The organism is Paraburkholderia sacchari, assembly GCF_000785435.2.
GTDB classification, from domain to species: Bacteria; Pseudomonadota; Gammaproteobacteria; order Burkholderiales; family Burkholderiaceae; genus Paraburkholderia; species Paraburkholderia sacchari.
The window spans coordinates 432,924-450,492 of record NZ_JTDB02000004.1; the positions used below are offsets into that span (position 1 = coordinate 432,924).

General features: G+C 63.1%; 15 protein-coding genes. 5 read left to right on the plus strand and 10 right to left on the minus strand.

All coding sequences use genetic code 11. The features are described 5' to 3' along the window. Window positions 1-2 precede the first annotated feature (2 nt). Entirely contained in the window at window positions 3-2,324 is a 2,322-nt protein-coding gene (locus NH14_RS17565; RefSeq protein WP_168727148.1) for a DUF3141 domain-containing protein, read from the minus strand. Between the two features lie 465 nt (window positions 2,325-2,789). On the opposite strand from NH14_RS17565, the gene NH14_RS17570 reads away from it, so the two are divergent. After that, window positions 2,790-4,106, plus strand: a complete 1,317-nt coding sequence (locus NH14_RS17570; RefSeq protein WP_035530352.1) for a DUF3300 domain-containing protein — start codon at window positions 2,790-2,792, stop codon at window positions 4,104-4,106. 44 nt (window positions 4,107-4,150) lie between these two features. After that, window positions 4,151-5,068 (plus strand): DUF2950 domain-containing protein, encoded by a 918-nt coding sequence (locus NH14_RS17575; RefSeq protein WP_152617220.1) that lies wholly within the window; start codon window positions 4,151-4,153, stop codon window positions 5,066-5,068. Between the two features lie 103 nt (window positions 5,069-5,171). On the opposite strand, the gene NH14_RS17580 is transcribed toward NH14_RS17575, so the two are convergent. Further along, the gene (locus tag NH14_RS17580; RefSeq protein ID WP_035530357.1) at window positions 5,172-6,821 is read right to left on the minus strand and encodes an acyl-CoA dehydrogenase family protein; all 1,650 of its coding nucleotides are present in this window, start codon (window positions 6,819-6,821) and stop codon (window positions 5,172-5,174) included. Between the two features lie 248 nt (window positions 6,822-7,069). On the opposite strand from NH14_RS17580, the gene NH14_RS17585 reads away from it, so the two are divergent. After that, the gene (locus NH14_RS17585; protein WP_052148286.1) at window positions 7,070-7,504 is read left to right on the plus strand and encodes a TetR/AcrR family transcriptional regulator; all 435 of its coding nucleotides are present in this window, start codon (window positions 7,070-7,072) and stop codon (window positions 7,502-7,504) included. Here the strand turns inward: NH14_RS17585 and NH14_RS17590 are convergent. Together NH14_RS17590 and hpnI are read right to left on the minus strand one after the other, a co-directional pair. Then, entirely contained in the window at window positions 7,426-8,418 is a 993-nt protein-coding gene (locus tag NH14_RS17590) for a lysylphosphatidylglycerol synthase domain-containing protein (RefSeq protein WP_035530359.1), read from the minus strand. The genes NH14_RS17585 and NH14_RS17590 overlap by 79 nt on opposite strands. A gap of 21 nt (window positions 8,419-8,439) precedes the next feature. Beyond that, the gene (gene hpnI, locus NH14_RS17595) at window positions 8,440-9,666 is read right to left on the minus strand and encodes a bacteriohopanetetrol glucosamine biosynthesis glycosyltransferase HpnI (RefSeq protein ID WP_237179662.1); all 1,227 of its coding nucleotides are present in this window, start codon (window positions 9,664-9,666) and stop codon (window positions 8,440-8,442) included. A 248-nt stretch (window positions 9,667-9,914) separates the two neighbouring features. Here hpnI and NH14_RS17600 point away from each other — a divergent pair, with 248 nt between their 5' ends. After that, complete coding sequence (locus NH14_RS17600) at window positions 9,915-10,448, plus strand: cytochrome b (protein ID WP_035530361.1); 534 nt, start codon at window positions 9,915-9,917, stop codon at window positions 10,446-10,448. Between the two features lie 16 nt (window positions 10,449-10,464). Here the strand turns inward: NH14_RS17600 and NH14_RS17605 are convergent, their stop codons facing one another. The 5 genes from NH14_RS17605 to NH14_RS17625 all read right to left on the minus strand — a co-directional run bounded on the left by NH14_RS17605 (window position 10,465) and on the right by NH14_RS17625 (window position 16,330). Further along, a complete protein-coding gene (locus NH14_RS17605) occupies window positions 10,465-11,391 on the minus strand; it encodes a LysR family transcriptional regulator (protein WP_052148287.1) in 927 nt (308 codons plus the stop codon). A 190-nt stretch (window positions 11,392-11,581) separates the two neighbouring features. Beyond that, a complete protein-coding gene (locus NH14_RS17610; RefSeq protein ID WP_052148288.1) occupies window positions 11,582-12,961 on the minus strand; it encodes a nucleobase:cation symporter-2 family protein in 1,380 nt (459 codons plus the stop codon). 74 nt (window positions 12,962-13,035) lie between these two features. Continuing rightward, window positions 13,036-13,695, minus strand: a complete 660-nt coding sequence (locus NH14_RS17615; RefSeq protein ID WP_035530363.1) for a glutathione S-transferase family protein — start codon at window positions 13,693-13,695, stop codon at window positions 13,036-13,038. A gap of 10 nt (window positions 13,696-13,705) precedes the next feature. Continuing rightward, window positions 13,706-15,442 carry a Rieske 2Fe-2S domain-containing protein gene (locus NH14_RS17620; protein ID WP_052148289.1) on the minus strand — a complete coding sequence of 579 codons (1,737 nt, stop codon included), beginning with the start codon at window positions 15,440-15,442 and terminating at the stop codon, window positions 13,706-13,708. Between the two features lie 9 nt (window positions 15,443-15,451). Continuing rightward, the gene (locus tag NH14_RS17625; protein WP_052148290.1) at window positions 15,452-16,330 is read right to left on the minus strand and encodes an aromatic ring-hydroxylating oxygenase subunit alpha; all 879 of its coding nucleotides are present in this window, start codon (window positions 16,328-16,330) and stop codon (window positions 15,452-15,454) included. A gap of 291 nt (window positions 16,331-16,621) precedes the next feature. Between NH14_RS17625 and NH14_RS17630 the strand changes: the two genes are divergently transcribed. Next, on the plus strand, window positions 16,622-16,984 hold the full coding sequence (locus tag NH14_RS17630; protein ID WP_035530365.1) for a COG4315 family predicted lipoprotein: 363 nt from the start codon (window positions 16,622-16,624) through the stop codon (window positions 16,982-16,984). Between the two features lie 72 nt (window positions 16,985-17,056). Here NH14_RS17630 and NH14_RS17635 read toward each other — a convergent pair whose 3' ends face one another. Then, window positions 17,057-17,473 (minus strand): universal stress protein, encoded by a 417-nt coding sequence (locus NH14_RS17635; protein ID WP_035530367.1) that lies wholly within the window; start codon window positions 17,471-17,473, stop codon window positions 17,057-17,059. Between the last annotated feature and the right edge of the window lie 96 nt (window positions 17,474-17,569).

Sequence of the window (17,569 nt, forward strand, 5' to 3'; positions counted from 1 at the left end):
GGTTACTTCGTTGACGCGGACCGGCGCGCCAACGGCAGCGCCGAACGGATCTTGTCCAGCATGTCGATCTGGGCGCCCGTGGGCTCCACTTCCTGAACGCGCCGGTCGGCCAGCAGCTTTTCCGCCAGATCGAGCAGTTTCTGGCGGTCCTCGCGGTCTTTCAGCAGTCCCGGCAGCGTGGCGAATGCCTGATCCGGCGCGTAGCGCACGATGATTTCCTGCTCGCCGCGCACGCGCCGCCACTGATCATCGGCAAGCGCGGGCAGATACGCGGCATAGTCTTTCGCGAGTTCATGCCGCAGGGTCAGCCGTGCCAGCGGCAGCGGTTCGCCCTGGCGCGCGAGCAGGCAGGCGATGCGCGCCAGCGCTTCCGTATACCCGCCCTCGCTCATCGACGCCAGCGCATCCTTCACGAAGGGCAGTTCGCGCGGGTTCCTCGCCGCTTCGGCGGGCAGGGCTTGCGCCTGCTCGTCTTGACCAGCGGAGAACAAGTTTCCATAGAACGAAAAGAACGCGCTCTCCGTCATGGCGTCGCGCATCGCTCGATACAGGTCGAGCGATGCACTGATCATTTCCGAGCCGTAGTGCTCGACCGATTTCATCGGCGTTTCCTCGTGAGTGCCGGCATGCCGTTTCGCCTTGACCGCCTCGGCGGCAGGCCCAAGCCATGCAAGCCACGGATTCAAATCCGAATACGCCCACCGTTGCGCGCGCAACGGATGGAACTGGCGCTGCAGGTTCGCCGTCGTTTCATTCGACAGCGCCTGCACCCACGGTTGCAGGAAAAGCTCGTACGCACGCTGATTCAATTCCGATACGCGCTTGACGGCCTCGAACGGCTGTTCGTCGGCGCGCTCGAACCGGTTCAGGCGCGCGGCGACGTCTTCGAGACGATACTCCCTGAACGACACGTCGTATTCCACTTTCCCGTCCGCGCCGCGCTGCTCGGCAATCTCCATGCCGTACAGGCCGGGCGGGAAAGCTTCGATCGCTTCGAGCACGGAGGCGATCTGCTGGTGTTCCTTCCTCGCCACCTTGCCCGACACGAAGATGCCGAGATGGCCGATGGACTGGTGCACGAGCCCGACGATCACCTGACCGCGCGCCTTGATCTCCTCCGTGCTGGCGTAGATATCGGCGACCCAGTTGAAGGCTTGCTGAGGCGGCGTGATGTTATCGCCAAGCGAGGCGAACAGGATGATCGGCGACTTGATTGCCCGCAGGTCGAAGGCCGTGCCGCCGAGACCCCGCACTTCGCCCGACCAAAGCTTGTTGCCGACGAACAGGTTGCTCGTGATCCACTCGATCTCCTCGCGGTTCATCAGGTAGTAGCCGCCCCACCAGCGCTCGAAATCGAGGAAGCGCGGCGGCTCGGTATCGACGTTGTCGAACAGGTGATAGTACTTGTCCCACAGGCTGTTGGCGGGGTTGAGGTTTTCGAAGTTCTGCACGAGATGGGCGCCGTCGAACTTGCCGTTGCCCAGATCCGCGGTCAGCGACGCGAGCCATGTGCCGCCCAGCATGCCGCCCGAGTAGCGCATCGGATTGTCGCCCTCGCCTTCGCTCCACGCACCGCTCCAGTAAGACATCGGCGCGCCGTTGATGACGAGCGGGCCGGTGTGGTCCGGGTCGGAACTCGCCAGCATCATGGCGGCCCAGCCGCCCTGGCAGTTGCCGACGATCGCTGGTTTCTCGCTGTCCGGATGCAGTTCGCCGACCTTTCTGATGAATTGCTGCTCGGCCTCGCAGACATCGAGCAGCGTCTGGCCGGGCTCCGGGTCGCGAAAGAAAATGACGAAATACACGGGGTGGCCGGCTCTGAGCGCGACACCAGCCTGCGAGTCGTCCTTGAATCCGCCGATGCCGGGACCGTGGCCCGCACGCGGGTCGATGATCACATAAGGACGCTTGCTAACGTCGACCACCACGCCGTCCGGCGGCAATAGCCGGATCAACGCGTAGTTGACCGGGCGCGGCAGCTTGCGGCCATCGACGACGAGTTCGTGATCAAAATGAAGGACCGGTTGGAGGCCGCGGCTCGCCTGATCGACGAAAGCATTGCCGCGCTGACGCAAGGTGTCCCAGAAGAGCATGGAGCGCTCGACCACGTCCACGGCATAACGGTAACCGGCCCACGGGTCCAGCGCCGCCGTCCATGCGCGATGATCGGCTGCGGATTGACTGCTCGCGCAGAGCCGCTCTGCCGCATCGGCCATACGCTGGCTGAATTGCGCTTGTGCGATTTCCGATCGCTTTGCAAAAAGCCGTGCGACCTTGCCGCCGATTTCCTGACGGCGCGCGTATTGACTGGCCAGATCTTTCATTGCTTCACCTTCCAAGCGAGACCTTATCTTTCCATACACTGGCAGATGTATGTGACCGGTTCGTTATAAGCCTGTCACTCCGGCATCATTTCACTCTTCCGTATAGGACCAAAGTCCTATTGAATTTTTCACGCCGTTGCAGCCGGCAAACAATCGGTGTGCGAAGGTATGCAGCTTTGTTCACTTCTGCGATCGTCTCGTAACACTTTAACCTATTCGCTTTCACTATTCGCCGCGAAACCGTCTCATGAATGTTCGGAGTTCATATTGTTCCCTCCTGGCAAGCTTGCTTTGTAAGTAACTGGCAATTACGATAGAAAAGCCCAAAAAATCATATCCGACAAATGCCCCCCAGAATTCAATACATCGTTAATAACGAGGTGGCAGCCAGCTTGTAGTAACCCGGTAAAGAGCCCGCAAAAAGCGCATCGTTGTCCGCGTCGACATCCGCCGTAGGGAGGGGACATGACCAACTGGAACAAACGATGGGTCAAGGCCGCCTTGTTGTGGCTGATCCTGCTGGTGGCGGCGCCTGCCTTTGCGGACCGCGGTGGTCCTGATGGACCCACTCCATACAAGCCCGAGGAGCTCGAAGCGCTGGTTGCGCCAATTGCGCTCTATCCGGACTCGGTTCTCGCTCAGGTTTTGATGGCGTCCACGTATCCGCTTGAAATCGTCTACGCGGCCCGCTGGGTGAAGGAGAACCCGAACACCAAGGGCGACGCCGCCGTGCAGGCGGTCCAGAACCAGTCCTGGGATACCAGTGTGAAGTCGCTGGTGGCCTTCCCGCAGATCCTGGAACCGATGTACGACAAGCTGGACTGGACCCAGAAGCTCGGCGACGCGTTCCTCGCCCAGCAGCAAGACGTGTTCGCCGCCGTGCAGCGCTTGCGGGCGCGCGCGCAGGAAGCGGGCAACCTGAAGTCGAACGAACAGCAACAGGTAACCGTCGAGCCTGCAAGCAATGGCCAGACGTCCGTCGTGCGGATCGAGCCCGCCAACCCCGAGGTGATCTACGTTCCCGCTTACGACCCGGCCGTCGTTTATGGTGGGTGGAGCTACCCTGCTTATCCGCCCTACTACTGGCCGCCCTATCCGGCCTACTACCCCGGCTACTACCCCGGGGCGGCGCTCGCGACCGGATTCGCCTGGGGCATCGGGCTTGCCGCCGCCGGCGCGATCTTCAGCGACTGCAACTCGTGCTGGGGAGGCGGCGACGTCAACATCAACTCCGACAGGGCCAGGAACATCGACAGGAACTTCGACAACTCGAAGCTCAAGAACGGTGAACGGAACGGCCGCTGGCAGCACGATGCGGGCCATCGCCAGGGCGTGGCCTACCGCGATAACGCCACGCGCGACAAGTTCGCCGGTTCGCGGGGCGCCGACAAGCGGTCCCAGTATCGCGGGCGCGGCGCTAACGGAGGCAACCGCGTGGCCACGGCGGACCGGCTGGGCGGGGGCAATCGGGCCACAGGTGCGGACAGGAGTGGTGCCGGCAATCGCGCGTCGATGGCAGACCGCTCCGCCGGGGCCAATCGCGCAGGCGCATCGGATAGAAGCGCCAACAGCAACTTCAATCGTGCCAGCAATAATCGGAGCGGAGGATACGGTGGCGGATATGGAGGCGGGCGCGACAGCGCGTTTTCAGGTGTCGGCTCGAGCGGCCGCGCCTCGCAGCGCAACTTCGACCGGGGCAGCCGGAGCATGCAGGGCTCGGGCTTCAGCCGGGGCGGCGGCGGAGGCGGCATACGCGCCGGTGGACGCGGTGGCAGACGCTAGGGAGAACTGAAATGAACGCTCGTCCCGGAAGTGTGCACAGGACCATGGCACTGGTATCCCTGGTGTTCGTAAACCTCGTGGCCGCGGTCGCGCTGCTGGCCGCAACGATGCCCGCGGCGCATGCGCAACAGAACTTCAGCAAGCCCGAAGCCGCAATGGACGCGTTTGGCGACGCTGTCATCAAGGATCGCGAGGACCGCCTTCGCGCACTCTTCGGGGCGGATTTCCGGACCCTGATTCCGCCCTTCGGCGCACCGGTGCGCGATACTTTTGTGGCGCAATGGGCGAAATCCCACAAGATCGAGCCCACGGACAGCACTCGCTCGCATATCGTCGTGGGCGACGAAGGCTGGACGTTCCCCATCCCGCTCGTCAAAACCGACAAGGGATGGCACTTCGATACGCGCGCCGGAGCCGAGGAGATACGCCTGCGACGCATCGGCCGCAACGAACTCGCCGTGATTCAAACCATGCTCGCGATCTACGATGCGCAGCGCGAGTACGCACAAACCAATCACGACGACCAGGGTGTGCTGGCCTACGCCTCGAAGATGGTGAGTTCGCCAGGCAAGCACGACGGCCTGTACTGGCCCACCGGAGCGGATGACCCGCCGAGTCCGCTCGGCGAGGCCTTCGTCGACGCGAGTTCGCGCAACGCGCAGAATGCCGGCTACTATGGGTATCACTTCAAGCTGCTCGAATCACAGGGGCCGCATGCGCCGGGCGGCGCTTACGACTACGTTGTGAAAGGCAAATTGTTTGGGGGCTTCGCGGTTATCGCCTGGCCGGTAAAGTACGGCGAAACCGGGATCAAGACCTTCATGGTGAGTCATGCTGGGCAGGTCTACGAGCGCGATCTCGGCATGGAGAGCGCAGTGAAAGCGCAAGCCACGAAGTCGTTCGATCCGGGGCCGGGCTGGAACAAGGTGCCCGATAGCGACAGCGAAAACGACAGCGACTAGGAGGCGCTTTGCGCCGTGGATCGCCGAGCAGTTCCGGCTCGATGCGCAGGGTGCCGATGCGCTCGGGAAAACGCATCGGCCAACTGTTGCAACCCGAGCGCGATTACCCGGGCGGAAACGCGCGCTCCAGAATGGCGTCCACCTTCACGCCGGCGGGCAGCGTACCGAACACGCGGCCCCACTGGTCGTCGAAGCGGCTGGCGATGAACGCGTCCGCGACCGGAGCGGGCGCGAATTCGCGCAGCAAACGCGCCTGCACCAGCAGAATCAACCGTTGCGCCTCGCGCCGCGCGAGGAATTCGAGCGTATCGCCATCTTGCCGGAGCGCGCGTGGAATGGCTTCAAGGCTCGGGCGCAAACGCGCGTCGCTGCTGCACACCGAAGCCAGCTCGCCCATCAGCGCTTCGAGCGCGTCCGGCTCGCGGCCGATCGCTCGCAGCATGTCGAGCGCCATCACGTTGCCTGATCCTTCCCAGATCGAAATGACCGGCGCTTCGCGATACAGGCGCCCCATCGGACCTTCGTCCATATAGCCATTGCCGCCAAACACTTCCATTGCTTCGCCGGTCAACTCGATGCTGCGCTTGGCGACCCAGTACTTGGCCGCAGGCGTCACGATCCGCTTGTAGGCGCGCTGAAGCGGCGAGTCTTCCGCGCGCGCGAACGCTTCGGTAAGGCGCATCATCAATTGCGTCGCGGCCTCGCTTTCCAGTGCCAGGTCGGCCAGCACGTTGCGCATCAGCGGTTGATCGACGAGATATTTGCCGAATGCCTGGCGACCGCGCGCATGGTGAATCGCCTGCACGAGCGCCTGGCGGATCGTGCCGGTGCTTCCCATGACGCAATTCAGGCGCGTATAGGACGCCATTTCGATGATGGTCGGGATGCCGCGCCCTTCTTCGCCAATCATGCGCCCCCAAGCCCCAAGGAATTCGACCTCGCTGCTGGAGTTCGAGCGGTTGCCGACTTTTTCCTTGAGGCGCTGGATATGAATGGCGTTCTTGCTGCCGTCCGGACGCCAGCGCGGCACGAAGAAACAAGAAAGACCATTGTCCGTGCGCGCGAGCACGAGGTGCGCATCGCACATGGGCGCCGAGAAGAACCATTTGTGGCCAATAATTTCGTACTCCGCACCGCGCCCTTCGCCGCGCAGCGGCGTGGCGCGCGTGCTATTGGCGCGCACGTCGGAGCCGCCCTGCTTCTCCGTCATCCCCATACCGACCAGCATCGACGACTTCTGCTCGAATGGAATATCGCGAGCGTCGTAGCTGCGCGAATAGAGCTTCGGGGCAAGCTGCTGGAATAGTTCGGGTTCCTTCTGAAGCACCGGAATGCATGCGAAGGTCATCGAATTCGGACATTGCGATCCAGCCTCGATCTGGCCATGCATCGAAAATCCCGCCGCATACGCCGCCCATGCGCCCGGACGCGAATCGCTGAATGGTCGCGAGACCAGGTCATGCTCGCGCGCCATTTTCATGAAGCCGTGCCACGCGGGGTGGAATTCCACGCGGTCGATGCGATTGCCCTGGCGGTCGAACATGTGGAGTTCGGGTTTGAAGTGGTTGGCGTCCTCGGCCATTTGCACCATTTCTTCGCTGCCGAGCAGCGCGCCATGGCGCGTCAATTCCTCTTCAAAGGCCGCGCCGCCGCCGCGCCGGACCGCCTCTTGCAGCGCGATATCGGTGCTGTAAAGGTTATAATTTTTCAATTCCGGCACGACATTCGTGACTTCGTGGGTTTTCCAGTTCATATCGCAATGTCCCTTTCCTGTTCCGTTATCCTGCGTCGACATCTACCGGCACGCGAACTGCACTGCCATCAGTCGACGCGGGATTCACATACCAGTTTAGGGAGGAATGCTCGCGGGGGTGTACGGGTTTGAAAAAAGCCACGCCGCCCACGCCTGTTGCCGAGGCAGCCACGGCGACCAGGCGCCGCCGGCCCGCCCAATCACGGGCGCTCGCCACCACCGAACCCATCCAGCAAGCGTTTATCCAGTTGCTGGTCGAGCGCGGCTACCGCGCGGTGTCGATTCGCCAGATCGTGGCGCTGGCGGGCGTGGGCACCGGCAGCTTCTACGAATACTATTCGAGCAAGGACGAACTGGCCGCCGTGTGCATCCGCCTGCGCATCCGGAATATCGCAGCCGCGATGCGCGATTGCATCGACGCACACCGGAACGAACCATTGCCGCAGCGCGTCGACGCGCTAATCCACGCCAAAAGCGCGGCGCCATTAGCCGATCCCGAACAGTGGAGCGCCCTGTTCGTTCTCGAGCGCCGCATTTCGGAAATGGAAACCTACCGTGAGATCGAATGGGCATATCCGCACGGAAATGCGCCGAAGCGGACCCGCTACTGCACCCGCGCGGCCCGGCGCCGCGCCGGCAGCGCATACTCCGCCGCCTGCCACGCAAGCAAGCCCGGCACATAAAACAGCAGATCGCGCACGCGCCGCGCGCCGGCGAGCGCAAGACAGGTGGGCGCATCGAAACCGAGCAGCCCGCCGATCAACACGAAGCCGCCCTCCTGCACGCCCAGACCGCCCGGCACCAGAAATGCAGCACTACTGACAAGCTGAATCAGCGCCTCGATCACGAACGCCTGCGCGAAGCTCGCCTGCGCGCCAAGCACATGCAGCGCGCACCAGATCTCCAGCGTGTAGCCCGCGCACTGGAGCGTCTGCCAGATGAGCAGATAACGCACGACCACGCCCGTCTGCCGCCAGATCAGCTTGACCGATTGATCGACGCGCGCCGACTTGCCCACCAGATCGACCACCTTGCCGCTCGTGATCCGGTTGATGACGTGAGCGGCCCGCTCGAATGGCCGCGCATGCTGAACGAGTGCGAACAGCATCAGCACCGGCGCGAATGCGGCGATGCCCCACGCCAGCCGCCCCGCCACGCGCGCGGCATCGGAACTCGAATGTTCGAGCAGATAGCCGGCGGCAATCAGCCCAAAGACGAGCTGGCTGATCAAGGTGAGCTGCATGTCGGCGACAAGACTCGCCGCCGCCGTCGCGGGGCGCATGCCGGCACGCCCGAGCAGGCGGAACGACACGATTTCCCCGCCGATGCGCGCAACGGGCAAGAGATTGTTGATGGACTCGCGAATCCACACGAGCCGGAGCATGGTCGCGAACGACGGGCGCTGCGCCCGGCGGATCAGGGTGCGCCAGTCCCAGGCGTTCGCGCACATCGGCAGGATATGCAGCACGGCGGCCAGCACGAGGCCCATGCCCGCCCCTTGCAGCAGTTGCAGCACGGCCGCGGGATGGTCGCGCCATACGAGCCACACGGCAACCGCCAGACCGCACAGCGCAGCAATACGTCCGAGGTGTTTCATCCGCTAATATTTTTGATCCGCTCACTTGTCGTGAACGGGTGACAGCATCCCATTCGCATCGACGCGAAAGCGCGTGCCGCGCCACACCACGCCCGACGAGCAAAAGCTCGCCACATAGATCGCGAACTGGGCCGCATCCCAAAGCGGCAGGCACAGCAACCCGCTGCACTTTTTCCCGGTGGCGCGATCGGTTCTCCAGACCAGCAGCGCGCGAACGCACAACGCAACGCCGGCCAGCACCCATGCAGAGAGCGCGCCGCCCGACATCGCCACCACAAGCAGCGCGAGCGGCAACGGATGCATGAGCACCGCGCCCAGATGCCCCGAACGGTCCGCCGCGCGGATAGTGCGGCTCCAGCGCAATTCGTGCGCGAACACCTTGGAAAACGTATTCTCCGCGCAAGCGTGCTCGACCACAATGGGCGGAATCGCGACGGTGGCGCCCGCGCGCCGCACGGCCTGGCCCACCGCGTGGTCCTCGGCAAGGTGATGCGCGAACTGGGCCAGACCGCCAATGCGCTCGAGCATCTCCCGAGTCATGGCGATGGACTGGCCGAAACACGGGCGGGCGCGGCCGAGCGCAAGACCCGTGACCACGCCAGGCAGAAAATGATAGTTGGTCAGCGCGGCGGCAAGGCGCGGCCAGAACCCCGGCGCAGGGCGGCCGCGATAAACCGTCGTCACGAGCCCCACGCCCGGTTGCTGCAGCGTCCCGACGATATGGCGCAGATAATTCGGCTCGACGCAGACGTCGCTATCGGCGAAACACAGCACCTCATGCTCGGCCTTTTCGAGCATGTTCACGAGATTCGCGATTTTCCGGTTCGGCCCGTACAGGCGAGCATCGGCTACCACGGTGACGTGCGCGCCGGGATAGCGTGTTCGCAGGCTTTCGACGGCTGCGAGCGCCGCGTCGCACGCATCCTCAACGCCAAAAAGATACTGCACGGGCCCCGGATAATCCTGCTCGAAGAAACTGGCGAGATGCGCTTCGAGCTGCCATTCGTCGCCGTGCAGCGGCTTGACGATGGTGACGGCGGGAAAGCGCTGCGGCGCAGCCACGTCACGCGCAAAAAAGCGGCCGATCAACCAGCACGCCACCGCAGTGTAGACAATACCGAGGATGGCGCCGAGGCCGCACAGAATCGCGAGGCACTGCGCCAACACATGAAAAATCGTTAGCAGCGCCACATGCGCTGGCACGACGGCAACCGAAGCGATATCGACAAACGCGGCGGCTAATACCATGACGCCGCCCATGCGCGCCGTCGCACAGCGGAAAGGCAAAGCTGCAAAAGCCAGGTTTGCAAAAACATTACACGCCCCCCTTCGAATGCCAATCTGGATCGTCCGCGGTTCGCCAGATAAGCGAGCGTAACAATGTTTTCTGACGAAAACATTAACTACTCGCTAACGGTTCTTTCCCTCTTAATTTTTAGTTAACCCTCTGCCGCTACAATCCGACCTCGAATCCACTCTCCTGCGCCGAGGTCACCATGCAAGCCCCATTACGATACGATGCGCCCGCGCGTCTTCTTCATTGGCTCGTTGTCGCGCTCGTGGGCGCGCAGTTCGTGCTGGGCTGGACCATGCCGGATGTCCACCGCGATACGCAGCCGGTCGGCCTGATTGCGGCGCACCTGATCGTCGGCACCTCGCTCATCGCTGCCATGGCGCTGCGCATTCTCTGGCGCGCCACGCATCGCCCGCCCCCGCACGCCGGCGAACTTTCGCAGCCGCTGCGCACGCTCTCCTCGCTTACGCACATTGCGCTTTACGCGTTGCTGGTGGCCGTGCCGGTGCTCGGCTGGATCAATGCCTCGTCGCGGGCCTGGCCGCTGACGCTGTTCGGCGTCGTGCCGCTGCCCGCGCTCTCGCCGGCGGGATCGTCATTCGGGCATGCCATGGGCGACGTTCACAGCGTACTCGCATGGGCATTGTTCGCGCTGATCTGCCTGCATGTCGCGGCAGCGCTGCTGCATCGCTTCGTGTTTCGCGACCGCGTGTTGCAGCGTATAGCGTTGTGGTGAGCGGCGAGCCCGAGTCTCATGCGACTGCCGCCGGCTGCTGAGTCAATTGTTCGGCCGCAGCCGCGATTTCCCCGCGCAGCCATCGGTGCGCGCCCGAGGTATGGCGGCGCGCGTGCCAGACCGCCGATACGGTGAACGGCGCCATTTCCACGGGTGGCTCGAGCACCTGCAACGGCAGATTGCCGACGATTCGCCGCGCAGTCAGTTCGGCAATCATGCCGATCATGTCCGATTGCGACACCAGCATATGCGCGAGCATGAAATGCGGCACGGTCACGGCCGTGCTCACGCGAATGCCGAGATGCTCGTAGAACGCGTCCACCGCCTCCTTGACCGCGCCGTAATGGCCGCTCACGCGAATGTGCCGCCCGGCGCGGAACTGTTCGGCGGACAGACTGCCCTGAATATGCGGATGTCCTGTGCGCACGATCGACTTGAGCCGGTCGGTAAAGAGCTTGCGCACGTAATAGTTCGACGGGGCCGCATCCTCGTTCCAGAGAATCAGATCGAGTGCGCCTTCGCGCAGCGCGGCCAGATCGTCGTCCGGTTCGAGCGGCTTGACGTTGATTGCGATTCCCGGCGCCGCCACGCTCAAACGGTCCATCAGCACGGGCAGCAGCAGAAAGCCGATGTAATCGGTGGTGGCAATCTCGAACGTGCCTTCGAACGTTGCGGGATCGACCCCGTCGTCAGGCTCGATCAGCGCGCCCACCACGGCCAGCGCGCGATGCAGCGGCTCGGCCAGTTCCAGTGCGCGCGGCGTCGGCGCGAGGCTGCGCCCGGCCGTGACGAAGAGCGGATCGCGAAACAGATCGCGCAAGCGGTTGAGCGTATGACTCACCGCCGATTGCGTCATGTTGAGCTGCCGCGCCGTGCGCGTGACGTTGCACTCCCTGAGCAGCGTTGCGAATAGCTGCAACGATTTCAAGTCGACGTTATGCAATCCTCCTCCTTGTATTGAGCACGCAAGCCCGCGGCTCGCCGGGGGGAGAATCGCATGCGGAAGCGGGTTCGCCTATTCGGCGCAACCCGCGGCGCAACCCGCGGCGCAACCCGCGGCCCAACCCGCGGCGGAACTCGCGCCACAACCCGCGCCACACCTGGCTGCGCAACTCGTGCAGGCGCTACACGCTTCAGGAATTCGACTGCACCGTTTCGATTGGCGCGAAAGTGGCCTTTTCGGCCTTCGAGCCTCTGATCAAATTGAAGAACAGATTCAACACCACCGCCGTCACGGCCGCGAGCAGAATGCTGCTGTGAAGCAAGGGCGCGAGTTGTTGCGGAAACCGGTTGAAGAAGTCGGGATTGACCACCGGCAGCAGACCGACGCTCACGCTGATCGCCACGATATAGGCATTGAAGCGGTTTTCCGTGAAGTCGACCTGACCAAGAATGCGCACGCCACATGCCGCGATCATGCCGAACATGATCAGGCCCGCGCCGCCTAGCACGCAGGCGGGCACCGACGCCACCAGAGCCGACATCTTCGGCACCAGCCCCATGATCATGAGCAGTACCGCGCCCACCGCGCAAACCCAGCGGCTGCGCACGCCGGTAATGCTCACGAGCCCGATGTTCTCCGCGTACGAGGTATAGGGAAAGATATTGAAGAACGCGCCGAGCAGCGTGCCGGCGGCATCGGCGCGAAAACCGTTGGCCATCTGCTTCGCGTCCACAGGCTTGCCGGTCATCTCGCCCACGGCGACGAACATGCCCGTTGCTTCGATAAACGTCACGAGCATTACGATCGACATCGCCACGCTGGACCACAAATCGAACTTCGGCGCGCCGAAATGAAACGGCGTCACCATGCCGAACCACGCTGCATGATGCACGGCGGAAAAATCGATCGTGCCGGTAAACGCCGTGAGCCCCATGCCGAAGACGATGCCGAGCAAGACCGCGATATTGCGCACGAAACCATTGAAGTACTTGGTCACCACGAGAATGAATACGAGCACGAGAAACGACATACCGATCAGATGCGTGCTGCCGTAGTCGGGATTGCCGATTCCGCCGGCGACCCAGTTCGCGCTCACGCCCATCAGGCACAATCCCACCACGAGAATCTCGGTGCCGATCACCACTGGCGGGAAAAAGCGCAGGAGCTTCGCCATGAGTGGCGCAGCCAATAGCCCGACGATGCCGGAACAAATCATCGAGCCGAAGATACCCGGCAAGCCGAGCGCGGGATTCGAGGCAATGGCGATCATCGGCCCGACGCTGGTGAACGTCACGCCCATCATGATCGGCAGGCGAATGCCGAAATTCCTGAAACCCACCGACTGAATGAGCGTCACGAGCCCCGAAACAAACAGGTCGACGCTGATGAGATACGTCACCTGATCTTTGGGCAACTTGAGCGCCATGCCGATAATTAGCGGCACGGCGATCGCGCCCGTGTACATCACCATCACGTGCTGCATGCCGAGCAGCGCGAGCCGTCCCGTGGGCAAAACTTCGTCGACGGGCTCCCGCGAGTCCGCGGGCAGATAGCGCTTCGATTGAGCCATATGATCCTCTCTGCTGTGTGCGGTACGTGTATCTAAATGAAATGAATCAGCGTGCCTGAAGGTCTTTCCAACTATCAGGATGGCTGATTAACTTGCTGCGAAGCGGAGCCGGGGAAAATTCCAGCCATCACAATGAAACCTGGCAACGCCTTGATCCGGTCGGTCCAGCGGCGAATGGCCGGATAGTCGAGCAGCGAGATGCCGCCCTCTTCGGCGAGCGTCACGTATGGGAAACAGGCGATATCGGCGATGGTCGGATGCGTGCCGGCGCAGAGCCATCCGTCGTCGTCGCGCTCGGCGAACCAGAGCCGCTCGTCCAGCACGCGAAAGAGCGCATGCGCCCCGCTGCGGGCTGCGTCGGCGTCGAGGTCGTAGCCGAAGACTTCAACCAGGCGTGCGGCCGACGCAGTTGCGGTGATGCCATCGGCAAACGCGAGCCACATGTTCACCTCGGCTAGCCGGCGTGGATCGTCGGTCGGATACCAGCGGCGGCTCGTGTCATAGCGCGCGGCCAGATAGCCCAGAATCGCCTGAGCGTCGCGCAGCACGAAGCCATCGTCGTCGAGCACGGGCAATTGGCCCAGCGGGTTAAGCGCGAGAAAGGCCTCCTGCTTGTGCGCCTTGCCCGGATAGAACTCGACCTCCACGCGCTCGTAGCGCAGTTCCAGCAGACTCATCATCAAGCGCAGCTTGTAGCAGTTGCCCGAGAGTTCGTAGTCGTAGAGCTTGATCACAGTCGCTTCCTTAAAGGTCGAGAATCAGCAAGTCGGAGCGGCTGCGCGAGACGCATGCGAGCAAGCAGTCGCCGCGCTGTTTTTCGTCGTTGGAGAGGTAGACGTCGCGATGATCGGGCTCGCCTTTCGCGACACCCACGCGGCACGTGCCGCACACGCCCTGCTCGCACGAGGTGGGCACGGTCACGCCGCGCGCACCGATGGCATCGGCAAGACTCACACCGGCCGGCACGACGAACTCCTCCCCGCTGCGTTGCAGGCGCACGCGAAACGGCTGGTCACCGGAATGCGAGACCTCGTTGGCGAACAGCTCGAAGTGAATGTGCGACTCGGGAAACCCCAACTCGCGCGCGTTTTCGCGCACCAACTCGATGAGCGGACGCGGGCCGCACACATAGACATGAGCGCCCTCCACGGCATCGCGCAACGTTTCCCGCAAGACAACCCCGGTTCCGGCGGCGTCCAGGCCCTCGTGCAATTCCACGCGAGAGAGTTCGGCGAGCCGGCTCGCAAACGCCACGTGCTCGCGACTGCGCACGAAGTTGTGCAGCCAGTAAGGTACGCCCGCATGCTGCAATGCCCCGGCCATCGCGAGAATCGGCGTGATGCCGATGCCGCCCGCGATCAGCACGGCAGGCGCATCCTCCACAAGCCGGAAATGCGCCTTGGGCGGCGAAACGAGAATCTGTGCGCCCACGTCCAATGCATCGTGCAGCGAACGCGATCCGCCGCGCGAGCCGATTTCGCGTTTTACGCCGATCACGAAGCGATCGCGCTCGCCCGGCGCGTTGACGAGCGAGTACTGGCGCACGCAGCCCGCGGGCGTCTGCACGTCGATGTGCGCGCCGGGCTCCATCGGCAACGACTCGATCTCGGGCACGCTCAACTCGAACGCGACAATGTCCTGCGCGGTCACCTCGCGCCTCAGCACCGTCGCGGTCAGCCAGCGTTTCGCAGCACTCGATGTACCTGAACGGACCGCGATCGGAATAACACGTTGCTCGCGCAACGATTCAGGTGCAAGGGTATCGCGCTCCACCGTGCGGCGCAGCGAATTCAGCAAGCGGTTATGAAAGCGCGGCAGATCGATCTGCGCCGTCGCGGCGAAAGCTGCATTGCCGTGCACGATCGTTCGCGCGTCGCTGGCCGGTTGCAGCCAGAACTGAACCGAATGCGCGCCATCGGCGTTCTGCCACGCAACGCCAACGCGCTCGCCGCGCCGCCGCACGGAAACACTCGCATGCACGGCTTCGCCGTCCGCAAGCGCATATGCGGCGAGCGCATCCGCCACGGCCTGGAGCGGCGCATTGAACGGCAGGCTGCGCAGCGCCACGCCGGGTGCGGCGGAATGATCCAGGCTATCGGTCACGATGTTTTTCGCTGCTGGATCGAGGTTGACCCACAGGCAATCGTCTTTCTCCGCAACCGAGAACGAGCGCGCGCACAGACTCGCCGGAGGCTGCCCTTGCAAGAACGCGGGAATATGCGTGCAGCGCCCATCGCCGGCGCGGTATTGCCAGCCGTGGTATTGGCAGCGCAAGGTCTCGCCGGTGTTCGTGCCCAGCGTGAAGCGCACGCTGCGATGGGGGCAGCGGTTTTCCCAGGCGTTGAGCGTGCCGTCGTCGGCGCGCCAGAGCGCAAGCTCCACGCCGTGTAACTGCGTGTGAAAGACGTGCCGAAACGGCACGTCGGTGGCGCGGCCCACCATCTGCCAGCCGCGCGGGAGCGAGGTTATCGTTTGATCCATGATCGAAGCTCAATGCGCAGCGGATGAAGAGATGCCGACGGTGCCTGAAGCGCTGAATGTGCCGTAAGCAACGCCGCGCTCGCGCAGCCAGCGCCGGTAGGCGACCGACATGGCGTCGGCGCGCGTAGGAATCTCGAACGCGGGATCGAGCGGCAACGTGCGCGGCACGTGATTGGACAGGATCATCAGGTCCTGCCCGAAGATGGTTTGCTGAAAGAGCCTCAGACCGCTGTCCGAGGTGGTGTCGTCGAGGTAGACCAGCACTGTGTGGGCGATGCAGCGGCTCTCCTCGACCGGCTGCACGAACAGGCAAATGACGTCGCGACGCGAAGGCTGCTGCGGGCTGGTCTTGTACAGCATCGCCGTGAACGGACGCGCGACGCGGTACACATAGTGGGCGTCAATACCCGTTTGCGCGGAAGCCGCGCTCATCGGCTGATAGAAGCGGCAGTCGTGCGCGAACAACTCACCGCCTTCGAGTTCGACGCGGTACGGCGCGACCTCGGTGTGCGGCTCTTCGCCCAGCAGCCCCGTATGCACATAAGGGAAATGCGCCATGTCGAGAAAATTCTCGATCACGCGCAGCCCGGACGCACGCACGGCGAACGAGCCTGCGCCGAGAATGCGCCGGCCGGGCTCGTCGAATTCGGGTAGCGCAAACGTCTCCACCGGCGGCTCGCCTAGCGAAAGCCACAGGGTATGCAGCCGCCGCCGCGCCTGGCAGGGGCTGCCCGTGTCCGTGCGCGTTGCGCGCACGGCGCCCATGTCGTCGAGCACGTAGTTGAGCGGCGTGCCCAGCAGGCGCGTCGAATACATGACGCCGGGCTTGACGTCCTCTATTACCGCTACCGGATACCACTCGTCCAGTACGGACGATTCAATGACCATCTGTTGTTCTCCCATCGAGGTCGCGCAATAGATGCGCTGTGGAAGAACGGTAGAGGCTTCAAAAAGCCGCAGCCAACGCTATTCCTTCATGCGAGGTATGAATGATTTCGATGGGTTCGGAATAAAGGCCACGCAAGCAGGCACAGGATGGAATATTTCGCGCCGGCAAGCGTTTATCACTTGCCGCGCTCAGGGAGGAACCGCCTCTTGCAGGAGTGCCCCGCTTGCGGCTTTCATACTGCGTGGTCGCGCGATCATGCCGCGCGCCGCGCCAATAAAAGGAGTGAAAACATGAACAAAACGCTGTTGTGCATCCTGGCTTGTACGCTGCCGGTTGTGTCGACATACGCCGAGACACCAAAGATTTCGAACGGGGTGGTGGTTGATGACAACGGGATGACGCTCTACGCATTCGACAAGGATACGGTGCCAGGCAAGAGCGCCTGTGTTGACGCCTGCGCCTCGCTGTGGCCCGCTGCCGTTGCGGATTCGTACGACAAACCGGGCGGCGACTGGGGGTTCATCGACGCCGGCTCAGGCAAGCATCAGTGGACCTACAAGGGACAGCCGCTGTATCGCTTTGCAAACGACAAACAACCGGGTCAAATGAATGGTGATGGAGTCAAGGGTATTTGGCATACCGTGAAGCCTTAAAGCCCTTGTGAACCTTGTCTCGCCGGGCTGGCTCCCGCCCGGCGGGAGGGGCCACGCAGGTGGCGAGCAGAACTACTGCACCAGCGTAACGGGCGTACGCGTGAGGCGGCGCAGCCGCGCGAGCATGCTCCATTTGCGCAAGAAACCCAGGCCGGTCGCGTCGAGCACCACCATATCGGCATGGCCGAGTCTCGCAGACGAAGCAATCACGCGCTCGGGCGGCCCGAATACGCGCTTCCACGTATAGGGCACACCCGCATCGTCGAGAATTGCGCGCGTTTGTAAAAGCGCGTCTTGCATCGCCTGCTTTTCGAGCCGCCGCAATGCGCCGATCGAATGGAAAGCCACACTGCGGTCGAGGCCGAGATCATCGAGCACCTCGACGATCTCGACCTCGGACACGCAGCGTTCCGCGAACAGAAACGCGCCATGACGCGCCGCTTCCTGGGCGCCATGGCGATCGATGATGGGAATGAGCAGTTTCAGCACCTGAAGTCTCGCTAGGTCGCATTTCGTTGCCGGTTAATTCCACGATACCGCCCTGATCCGCAAAACACAGCAAAGATTGCATGCCCCGATGCATAA

Excerpts from the sequence above, each read along its gene's own strand:
- NH14_RS17590 (WP_035530359.1), bottom strand. The coding sequence starts at position 8,418 with ATGAAACACCTCGGACGTATTGCTGCGCTGTGCGGTCTGGCGGTTGCC.
- NH14_RS17610 (WP_052148288.1), bottom strand. The coding sequence starts at position 12,961 with ATGGCTCAATCGAAGCGCTATCTGCCCGCGGACTCGCGGGAGCCCGTC.
- NH14_RS17620 (WP_052148289.1), bottom strand. The coding sequence starts at position 15,442 with ATGGATCAAACGATAACCTCGCTCCCGCGCGGCTGGCAGATGGTGGGC.
- NH14_RS17570 (WP_035530352.1), top strand. The coding sequence starts at position 2,790 with ATGACCAACTGGAACAAACGATGGGTCAAGGCCGCCTTGTTGTGGCTG.
- NH14_RS17575 (WP_152617220.1), top strand. The coding sequence starts at position 4,151 with ATGGCACTGGTATCCCTGGTGTTCGTAAACCTCGTGGCCGCGGTCGCG.
- hpnI (WP_237179662.1), bottom strand. The coding sequence starts at position 9,666 with ATGGTATTAGCCGCCGCGTTTGTCGATATCGCTTCGGTTGCCGTCGTG.
- NH14_RS17625 (WP_052148290.1), bottom strand. The coding sequence starts at position 16,330 with ATGGTCATTGAATCGTCCGTACTGGACGAGTGGTATCCGGTAGCGGTA.
- NH14_RS17565 (WP_168727148.1), bottom strand. The coding sequence starts at position 2,324 with ATGAAAGATCTGGCCAGTCAATACGCGCGCCGTCAGGAAATCGGCGGC.
- NH14_RS17600 (WP_035530361.1), top strand. The coding sequence starts at position 9,915 with ATGCAAGCCCCATTACGATACGATGCGCCCGCGCGTCTTCTTCATTGG.
- NH14_RS17630 (WP_035530365.1), top strand. The coding sequence starts at position 16,622 with ATGAACAAAACGCTGTTGTGCATCCTGGCTTGTACGCTGCCGGTTGTG.
- NH14_RS17580 (WP_035530357.1), bottom strand. The coding sequence starts at position 6,821 with ATGAACTGGAAAACCCACGAAGTCACGAATGTCGTGCCGGAATTGAAA.